Genomic DNA, 9,069 nt, shown 5'->3' on the forward strand with positions numbered 1-9,069 from the left:
GGTGTATTTTTAATAGTAAAACTAGGAGCTACGGCTAGACTTATAGTGGGAAACATCACCCCAATTAAATTTATATATAAGTAAGCCCATCTTGAACTCTTTAATACATTGATGCAACACGATACACTGTAAAGCAAACAGATGAATAATTAGGGAGATCATATGGAAATATTCCAAGAACGACAACATGAGTGGCTGCAGATTTTCTTAAAACATATTCGCGATCGAACAATCAACATTCATGTGCGCGAAGACGAAAGATACAAGTTTGAGGCTGTGCAGCATTTTCAAGCGCATTTTGATCTTCAGACGCCAGACCTGGCAGGTAATCTTGAGGAGGCTGTTCTTAATAATAATCTAGTTGCAGGCGCGATGTACTTTCCCCGGAAGATGCTTCTTCTATATGCACAGGTATTTCCCGAAGACACTCGTCGGGTTTTACAGAACCTCTTTGACGAGGCGCAAGATATAGGTAAGCGGATTACTGAAGCGCAAGAAGCATTTTTGGAACTAGAGAAACGACGAGCCGCAGAGATAAATGAAAAACCCGCGAACACATATATTGGTTTACGTTTTCTAAGCCTATTACTTAGTTGTTATGATCCCAATCAATACAATGCGTTAAAACCGGCAGAGTGGCGAGTTTTTTGTAGGTTTATCGATCCTGGGTTTTCAATGCCAAATCATACTCCTGCAGGCGAACAGTACAAAATCTATAACAGTTACATTGAACCTTTGCGAGAGTTTCTGAAAACACGTAGTGAAATTAAAGAAATTAAAGATAAACTAACCGAAGGCTTACTTTTTAAAGATGATGCGTACCGCTGGATGACGCAAGATGTGATTTTCGTAACTGCCCGTGCCTACGCGAACACCCGTGCTAAACAGGTTGAAACTGATGATCAGGCTATGGACGAAGTAGGGTCGGATGTCACCGAGATAGCACAAGTAGACGATCTCAATACCGGATTTATGGCGTATGAGCTTCACCTGGAAGAATACGTCATAAAGAATTGGCGCAACATTAATTTTGGTGAAAAGCTGGAAATGTACCTTGAAGAGGATGGAACGACCGGTCAGCAGTATACAACGGACGTAGGCATCATGGACATCTTAGCGCGGGATGAGAATAATGACTTCGTAGTAATTGAACTCAAAAGGGCTGAATCTGGATATAAAGTGGTTGGCCAGGTTCTAAATTATATGGGATGGGTGCAAGACAAGTTAGCGGCTGAGGGTCAAAAAGTAAGAGGGCTTATTATTGTCGGAAAAGCGGATAAGACACTCCGTGCTGCAATCCGACCTGTCGAGAATATGATTTCGTTGAAAGAGTACCGTATGCAGATGTCTCTAGAGTCCCCTAGGGAATAGTAAAGGAGATTATCATGAATACCATCACATGCCCTCACTGTGGCAAAGCAGTCGAAGTAGATAAAGTCCTCGAGGGGCAGATTGAAGCTCAGGTTATTGCTGCCGAGCATAAAAAGCACGAGGCCGAACTAGCGAAGGTTCGCCAAGAGGTTGAAGAAACAGCGAAACGCGAACGTGACGCCGCACTTTTACGCACAGCTAAGCAGATCGAAGGCGAAAAGGAATTATTGAAGCAGCAAGCAGCAGATGAATTGGAACTAGCCAAACGAAAGCTAGAGCAAGAAGCGGCTAGTCTCGCCAAAAAAGCCGCGTCCGAACAGGATGGTCTGGTTAAATCCCTCCGTGAAGATGCCGAAAGCGCCAAAGAAGATAGTAAAAAGCTCCGCGAAGAATTAAGCGGCATGATGAAACTACTCCGTGAGGAAAAGCAAGGACGAGCAAATGCCGAACTGGATGCTGCGAAGAAGCTAGCTCAAGATGAAGATAAAATCCGCGAAGAAGTGCTAAAGAACGCCGACGAGAAATACCGGCTAAAGACCATGGAGCAAGAGAAGAAGATTGCTGACATGCAAAAGTCGCTCGACGAGGCGCAGCGTAAAGCAGCCCAGGGATCTCAGCAGAACCAAGGCGAGGTATTAGAACTTGACCTGGAAAACCGCCTGCGCGAGGAATTTCCGTTTGATGACATCAGCGAAGTTAAAAAAGGCCAGCGTGGTGCGGATATAGTCCAGACGGTCAAAAACCAAGCCTTTGCCGCCTGCGGCATACTACTTTGGGAAACGAAGAACGGCAAATGGCAGCCAGCGTGGATTCCAAAGTTCAAACAAGACATTCGCGAGGCAAATGCGAATATTGGCGTGATCGTATCGCAGGAAATTCCTAGCGAATACGGCGATATGAAGCATCTAGAAGCTAACGTATGGGTAGTAAAGCCCAAACTAGCGCCAGTCCTCGCGGCTGCACTACGCGGCACAATACTGCAAGTAGACGCGGCCAACCGTAATAACGAAGGCAAAGATGCCAAGATGGAAGCCCTCTACCAGTTCCTGGTTGGTCCTGAATTCCGTCACCGAGTAGAGGCTATCGTTGAAAACTACGGGACGTTGCAATCTGAAATTGAAAAAGAAAAGCGCGCAGCATCGCTACGTTGGGCGCATCAGGAAAAGGCGATCCGTGCGGTTATAGATAATACGATCGGTATGTATGGCGATCTACAAGGGATTACCAGTAGGGCACTGCCGGCGATTAAATCGCTTGAAATTGACGAAGAAGAGTACGAGCAACCCCGATTGATAGATTGACATTTAGTAATTTTAAGAGTATAATATTATAGTCAAGATTTATAGTCAAACTGCAAATCGCGACTCGACCAACGGAGATAAGCAGATGCTCGAGCACTACGTACGACGCGCTAGGAGACTTCCCATGGAGATTAAGCACAGGTGGTGGATGACCTTTCGGGTTCGCAACCACCCCTCGCCCTTCTACCTTAAGATATACGACTGGAGTCAGAGCCGGTACGGCAAGGTCTCGCGACCAGCCGCCAAGCTCTTCGGCTACCTGTGGAGCAACCTGTTCGCAGAGCAGATCGCCAGCTATAAGTTTCACCGGGCGGTCTCGAGCCACGTGAAGAGTTTGGAGTTCCAGTTTCGGCTGAGACAGTTCATCGGGCGTACGGCCAACAGGGAGACCCCTGAGGTTTGCGCCCGAATCCTTCTACGTCAGCCCGACGAGTAGTACCTGCCCTTCTGCGGTCGAGCCCCTTACACTACGGTGTCTGGGGCTCGATTCATTTCTAGGGATAGCTAGATTGACATAAACACAATTATGATGTATAACAGTAGTCTGTGGAACACGATGTTTCATAAACGGCTATTGGGGGATTATGGAGTACGGATGTTTTAAAGCCTTTCGGGCTCGCGTCACTCTAGCAATATCAGAATATGGATGGAAACGAAGGGGATTAGGCTTGCCTAAACTCACCTTCTCGTCCAAGGATGAGGCCCGGGCGCACCGACAGCGCCTGGAAGAGATTGAGATTCTCTTCCAGAGGATGCAGACGTTACAGAACCGTAGGTATCGCTTCAATCGGCGAACCACCCTCGGTGCGGGTAGTTTTAATCCCGAGAAGGATTACAACTTGCGCGTGAACATGCTCAAAGAGAAGTTCGCGCTGGAACTGACGTTTAAGCGCGAACTTCAAGAGCAGGGATCGCGTACCGGGATGTATTCCCCGTTCTTTGTTTGGATCACGGCCAAAAGCTTCGAGCTTGACTTTGAGATCCAAGAGACTGAAGAACATCTTCGTCTGGCTGGCTGTAATGTCAAGGAACTTCGCAAGAAGTACGACCCTGACGAAAACTATTAACTCCACAATTCACCAATGGTCGAAGCCTCCGCGCATGTATGTGTTCGGAGGCTCGACTCTTTTTAGAGGTATATAATGAAAGTACAAGACGACTGTGTCTTGGACAACCATTAGGGGGTGAGCGCGTTGATACGTGGCTACCTGGCGGCTTGGTATGCCGTAGGCAAAGATGTGAAGTCAAAGATCGTGGTAGTGCCTGTCCCGGCTAAAATGCCCGACGAAGCACCACGCACGGTCGAGCAGGCATTGCTGATGTCCGACATACTGGGCAAACGTAGCAAGCGTCTGACAATTCGCATTATGCGGACAATCAGAAAGCGACGCACGCTCAAACGGCAAGAGAAGCTCTTAGGGCAGACGAGACACTTGCTGAAATGGATCAATCTCCGACAGATCTATCTAAACAAGGCGACGAACCTCCTATGGCTGAAGGGTTGCGAGCCTAGCGAGGGGATCACATTGCGCGAGAAGCTTCTGCGTGAGGAACGCCGCCTTGCGACTCTTGCGCTCGAAAAGCTTAAAGAGATATCGGCCGAAATGGAGCAGCAAGGCTAGCGGCTTCGTCCCTAATGGTCCGCTCCCGGGTATTCGTAATATCCGGGAGTCTGACCCCTTGTATCGATTGACAAAATTATGTTTTTAGACTATAATAACTTCCGTCTTGACACCGTGTCTTGACTCGACTATGGAGGTGAATCGTGCGCGCATCGAAGCCTATCATGCTTCAGGGCTTTACGGAGAGGTCTCTTCGTGAAGCGGTCAGCGATCCCGCAACGCGTCTGACGATGATCCGGGCATTCAGCAATCGACGTGTCCGGCTGTCGGCAAGAATCTGGGACAAGACCAATGGTCTGTACGGCTTGCCACTGGTCGTCCCGCCGGAATACGGCATGACCCGCGAAGAGTACGCCAGGGACTTCCGGCCGTTTCGGAAGCTTGAGCGGCTCGTCCTGCTGGCCAGCCCACTCGACATGCTGTTGATCAGCCTCTGCTGGGCAGGGCGCTCCCTTTCTAGGAAGATGCGTCAGTTCCGCAGGTAGTTCGCACCACGACAGCTTCGTAGTCGAAGCCTCCGCGCACTTACCCTGCGTGGAGGCTTGACTTCGCAAATTACACGAATACACCGTCAGAAATGGCGGTGTATTCACTTTCATTGACAAATGAGCAATTAGAATTTATAGTAATGAACACAAGACGGCCCGTCTTGCATGACTATGGGGGTGGAGAGATGCTCGATTACGACCACAGTGTCGTTCCGGCGACCGAGGCCGATGATCCTGCTCAACTGATTGAAGAGTTGTGGGTCAACGGGAAGTTCAGTGACATTTTGTACGTACGTCTCATGGACGTCCTCGAGCCCGAGGACACCGTGCAGGCTCAGGTGCACCGCGCCGTCACCTGGTGTTTCGGAGCGGCTCAGCCGATCTTGCAGTACGCGGAGTATGTCAAGGCCAGCTACGAGCTTGCTCGTGTGCAGCTCTGGAGCAACCCTGTCGTTGCGGCGATGAGCCGGCTGCGAACCATCATCTCGTAAAGCAGGGACTGAAAAGTCCTTTCGCTCTGTACCATAGTCAATCCCCGAACACATGTTGTTGTGTCCGGGGATTGATCTTTTTAAGAACGTGCGAACTTCTTCAAACATACTCTTTACGAACAGGGAATAACCCTGTATAATTGACCTCATACGTCGTGGAGTCTGTTCTAGACTGCCGTACGAAATATAATTAATAGGAGAATTAACCTAACATGGCAGATTTCGATCGAACCAAGCCTCACGTCAACGTCGGTACAATGGGTCACGTTGACCACGGAAAAACTACACTAACTGCTGCAATTACAGCTGTTCTTGCAAAACGTCTTCCAAGTGACACCAACAAAAAAGTTGACTACGCACAGATTGACAACGCACCTGAAGAGCGAGCACGTGGTATTACCATCGCTTCATCTCACCAGGAATACGAATCAGCTAAGCGTCACTACGCTCACGTCGACATGCCAGGTCACGCCGACTATGTTAAGAACATGATCACAGGTGCTGCACAAATTGATGGTGCTATCCTTGTGGTTGCCGCAAACGATGGTCCACTTCCACAAACTCGTGAGCACGTACTTCTTGCTCACCAGGTGAACGTGCCAAAGATCGTTGTGTTCCTAAACAAGATGGACCTTGCTGATCCTGAACTAGTTGAACTAGTTGAGATGGATGTTCGTGAACTTCTAACTAAGAACGGCTACGACGGCGACAACGCTCCTATCATCAAGGGCTCTGCTACTAAAGCTCTTGAAGGCGACGCTGCAAGCGAAGACGCTATCATGGAACTAGTTGACGCACTTGATACCTACGTCGAAGAACCAGTTCGTGATCTAGACAAGCCTTTCCTAATGCCTATTGAGGACGTGTTCTCAATCAAGGGTCGTGGAACAGTTGCTACTGGTCGTATTGAACAAGGTATTGTTAAGATCAACGATCCAGTTGAAATCGTTGGCGTGAAAGCTACTCAGCAATCAGTCGTTACTGGTATCGAAGCTTTCAAAAAGAACCTTAACCAAGGTCAAGCTGGCGACAACGCTGGTATCTTGCTTCGTGGTATTGAACGCGAACAAGTTGAACGCGGTCAGGTGCTTGCAAAACCAGGTTCAGTATCACCACACACTGAATTTGAAGCTGAAGTATACATCCTTAAAAAAGAAGAAGGTGGCCGACACACACCATTCAGCAAGGGTTACAAACCACAGTTCTACTTCCGTACTACGGACGTAACTGGTGAAGTTGAACTTCCTGCTGATAAAGAAATGGTTATGCCTGGTGACACTTTGACTTTCAAGGTAACATTGCTACAGCCAATCGCCATGGAACAAGGTCTAAACTTCGCTATTCGTGAAGGTGGCCGTACCGTTGGTGCTGGTGTTGTAACCAAGATCACTAAATAATCTCGTAGTAATACGATTATTCAAAAGAGCTCCGTACGGAGCTCTTTTTGTTATCGAAGAGATAACTATTGACACGAGTACCAAAAGATAGTATAATTAATCCAATGATTTCAGTAAGCCGTGCAAATTTCCTACGTACTACTCCCTCTGAGGAGCTTGTATCAGAATTTAGTAACTACACCAGTCACCAGTTTTCAAATGAAGGCGTACCAGTACTTATTGCCGCCCGAAACGAGCAAGAAGATTTACCTGCGACTCTTATTAGTCTAGCTTATAGTGGTATCGACGTTCGTCCTATTGTTATTGAAAATGGTAGCGATGATGAAACGGCCAGAAGGGCTATGAAGATGGGCGCAACAGTGCTCCATAGCGACATGCCTTTTAAACTTGCCGCTCTTCAAGAGGGTGTTCAGATGCTTGACGATCAAGATAGGATTTATGATAAGCCATTACTATTTACTGATGCCGATACTCTTGTAGGTAGAAATTGGTCAGAAACTATGGCGAATGCAGCGCTCACTCCTAATGAAAAGTTATCTCGAGTTGTCTGTGGGTCTGCCATCATATGGAATGGTCCAAGTATGGCCATAGATACACTTCGCACAGCCAATGCCATAGTTAAAGATACATTATCTTCACTACGAGGCACTGAACCCATTGGCCGCGGTCATAACATGGCTATTAACTTTGCCAACGAAGACGCTATTGACATGTATGCTAACCTTGACCCTACGTTATTTATCGCCGAAGAACAGGCGATCATGGATGCGATTAAGCGAACTGGCGGGGAAGTCGTTCAGTCATTAGGCCTGAAATCGATCGTTCTTACTAGGGGTGATCGTTTCGAAACCCTAAGAGATTGCTTTGGGGTAAAAGGTGATACAACCAGGGAAAATCGGAAACAACTTTATCCTGAATACGACGGTATTACACCCTACACGTCCCTAGAGTAAATATAAAAGCTCATGCAGAACCCCGCTCCAACCGGAGACGGGGTTTTCGTCTGCGACAGTTGGTGGGCGGGGTAGTTAGGACTTGTGCCCTAGGGGCGGGAAGAGGATCGTAACCCATCTTCTTTGAACGATGACTTTGGTGAAGTTTTTCAACTCTACCGAGTTTCGACAATCGTTCTCGATTAGAGACTGAGCATTGTCCGGAAGATCGAATCTACTACAGATTCTGATTTTATTCCCTTTGACAATAGACCCATTTCTAGTGGTTGGCTTCCACACTGCATCGATGTGCCGTGCTCTTTCTTTGATGCGTCCCATTACCTCCGTGATTAGTTCGTCCGACGACTGACCTTCGTGGTTGTAGTGGTTGGACAATGCTCCTCCCGATTGACGCCCTACTAACGAGCCTTAGTAGTAAGACTTATAATACGGTGTAATTTCAGAAAGTCAATAGATAGAATAGCGATATATAATAGAAAGTTGTATAATATATATTGTCCAAATCGGACGAGAGCACCGGGCTAGCACCCTAATTTACAATATGCATTATCTAAGGTATAATAACCGACATATCAAATAATCATATCGAGAACTCGGCCGTGGCAGAATAACACTGGACCATAGCAGAGGTTACGATATAGCACCAAGGAGTATAGTTATGGCAGAAAAAGCCACAACCCCAGCAGGCCTACGAATTCGTATTCGCCTAAAAGCGTATGACCATAAAGTCATCGACCAATCAGCAAAACAAATTATCGATACGGCTATCCGTACCGGCGCGAGCATTGCTGGCCCTGTACCACTACCGACTCGTCGTTCTAGCTTTACGGTTGTAAAGTCACCTCACGTTTACAAGACTGGTGGTGAAACATTCGAAATGCGCGTGCACAAACGTCTAATCGACATTACAAACGCGACACCGAAGACTATCGATAGCCTGCAAAACCTCAGCCTTCCAGCTGGTGTTGACGCAGAAATCCGTATGTAATTTATTGGTTACTATTAAAAAACTCCGCTGTAAACGCGGAGTTTTTTAATATTGTTTTGAAACCTAGTAATGTACGTTCGAGGAATTATTACTTTCATCGATTTGGTCGTATGCGGCCTGTAGCTTCATATTTAAACTAAGTACCCATATGCCAAGAGCGAGAATCAATCCACAGAGGATAAGCCAGTAGACTGATTGGTGAGTAAATTTTAAGGTAAAAAATGGTGATGGATTAGGTGATTTCCTGAATGAACGGTGCTCAATAGGTTTTTTCTTTGTTGTAGCCATCATAAAATTCCTTAAATTAACGTTTTCTTAAGTATGATTTAATTAGCCGGAAAGTGCAATAGAACAGTTGTACTTATGCTTTTCACTTTGATATACTCTATAGAATGACACGGCCAAAACAAAAAAGACCGCGTACTTATGCACGAAACCGCGCTGCCATAAGTCGGCGT

At 47.0% G+C, this 9,069-nt stretch carries 11 protein-coding genes; 10 read left to right on the top strand and 1 reads right to left on the bottom strand.

All coding sequences use genetic code 11. The features are described from left to right. Nucleotides 1-162 precede the first annotated feature (162 nt). From VK497_00405 to rpsJ, 10 genes are all read left to right on the top strand, one after another. Nucleotides 163-1,371 carry an endonuclease NucS domain-containing protein gene (locus VK497_00405; protein ID HMI08845.1) on the top strand — a complete coding sequence of 403 codons (1,209 nt, stop codon included), beginning with the start codon at nucleotides 163-165 and terminating at the stop codon, nucleotides 1,369-1,371. 14 nt (nucleotides 1,372-1,385) lie between these two features. Next, nucleotides 1,386-2,672 (top strand): DUF2130 domain-containing protein, encoded by a 1,287-nt coding sequence (locus tag VK497_00410; GenBank protein HMI08846.1) that lies wholly within the window; start codon nucleotides 1,386-1,388, stop codon nucleotides 2,670-2,672. Between the two features lie 124 nt (nucleotides 2,673-2,796). Continuing rightward, nucleotides 2,797-3,108 (top strand): hypothetical protein, encoded by a 312-nt coding sequence (locus tag VK497_00415; protein HMI08847.1) that lies wholly within the window; start codon nucleotides 2,797-2,799, stop codon nucleotides 3,106-3,108. Between the two features lie 316 nt (nucleotides 3,109-3,424). Next, the gene (locus VK497_00420) at nucleotides 3,425-3,739 is read left to right on the top strand and encodes a hypothetical protein (GenBank protein ID HMI08848.1); all 315 of its coding nucleotides are present in this window, start codon (nucleotides 3,425-3,427) and stop codon (nucleotides 3,737-3,739) included. A gap of 117 nt (nucleotides 3,740-3,856) precedes the next feature. Beyond that, nucleotides 3,857-4,294: a hypothetical protein gene (locus VK497_00425; protein ID HMI08849.1), complete on the top strand. Its 438-nt coding sequence runs from the start codon at nucleotides 3,857-3,859 to the stop codon at nucleotides 4,292-4,294. 143 nt (nucleotides 4,295-4,437) lie between these two features. After that, a complete protein-coding gene (locus tag VK497_00430) occupies nucleotides 4,438-4,779 on the top strand; it encodes a hypothetical protein (GenBank protein HMI08850.1) in 342 nt (113 codons plus the stop codon). A 188-nt stretch (nucleotides 4,780-4,967) separates the two neighbouring features. Continuing rightward, a complete protein-coding gene (locus VK497_00435; protein HMI08851.1) occupies nucleotides 4,968-5,273 on the top strand; it encodes a hypothetical protein in 306 nt (101 codons plus the stop codon). A 212-nt stretch (nucleotides 5,274-5,485) separates the two neighbouring features. Beyond that, nucleotides 5,486-6,670, top strand: coding sequence for an elongation factor Tu (gene tuf, locus VK497_00440; GenBank protein HMI08852.1), 1,185 nt, complete (start codon nucleotides 5,486-5,488; stop codon nucleotides 6,668-6,670). 104 nt (nucleotides 6,671-6,774) lie between these two features. Then, complete coding sequence (locus VK497_00445; protein HMI08853.1) at nucleotides 6,775-7,623, top strand: glycosyltransferase family A protein; 849 nt, start codon at nucleotides 6,775-6,777, stop codon at nucleotides 7,621-7,623. A 658-nt stretch (nucleotides 7,624-8,281) separates the two neighbouring features. Next, nucleotides 8,282-8,611, top strand: a complete 330-nt coding sequence (rpsJ, locus tag VK497_00450) for a 30S ribosomal protein S10 (GenBank protein ID HMI08854.1) — start codon at nucleotides 8,282-8,284, stop codon at nucleotides 8,609-8,611. Nucleotides 8,612-8,674: 63 nt separating this feature from the next. Here rpsJ and VK497_00455 read toward each other — a convergent pair whose 3' ends face one another. Continuing rightward, nucleotides 8,675-8,902 (bottom strand): hypothetical protein, encoded by a 228-nt coding sequence (locus VK497_00455; GenBank protein HMI08855.1) that lies wholly within the window; start codon nucleotides 8,900-8,902, stop codon nucleotides 8,675-8,677. Nucleotides 8,903-9,069 lie beyond the last annotated feature (167 nt).

The sequence above is a fragment of the Candidatus Saccharimonadales bacterium genome, assembly GCA_035317825.1.
Classification (GTDB): domain Bacteria; phylum Patescibacteriota; class Saccharimonadia; order Saccharimonadales; family Saccharimonadaceae; genus DATHGB01.

Coding starts and splice junctions, on each gene's coding strand:
- VK497_00405 (HMI08845.1), top strand. CDS start 163: ATGGAAATATTCCAAGAACGACAACATGAGTGGCTGCAGATTTTCTTA.
- VK497_00410 (HMI08846.1), top strand. CDS start 1,386: ATGAATACCATCACATGCCCTCACTGTGGCAAAGCAGTCGAAGTAGAT.
- VK497_00415 (HMI08847.1), top strand. CDS start 2,797: ATGGAGATTAAGCACAGGTGGTGGATGACCTTTCGGGTTCGCAACCAC.
- VK497_00420 (HMI08848.1), top strand. CDS start 3,425: ATGCAGACGTTACAGAACCGTAGGTATCGCTTCAATCGGCGAACCACC.
- VK497_00435 (HMI08851.1), top strand. CDS start 4,968: ATGCTCGATTACGACCACAGTGTCGTTCCGGCGACCGAGGCCGATGAT.
- tuf (HMI08852.1), top strand. CDS start 5,486: ATGGCAGATTTCGATCGAACCAAGCCTCACGTCAACGTCGGTACAATG.
- VK497_00445 (HMI08853.1), top strand. CDS start 6,775: ATGATTTCAGTAAGCCGTGCAAATTTCCTACGTACTACTCCCTCTGAG.
- rpsJ (HMI08854.1), top strand. CDS start 8,282: ATGGCAGAAAAAGCCACAACCCCAGCAGGCCTACGAATTCGTATTCGC.
- VK497_00455 (HMI08855.1), bottom strand. CDS start 8,902: ATGATGGCTACAACAAAGAAAAAACCTATTGAGCACCGTTCATTCAGG.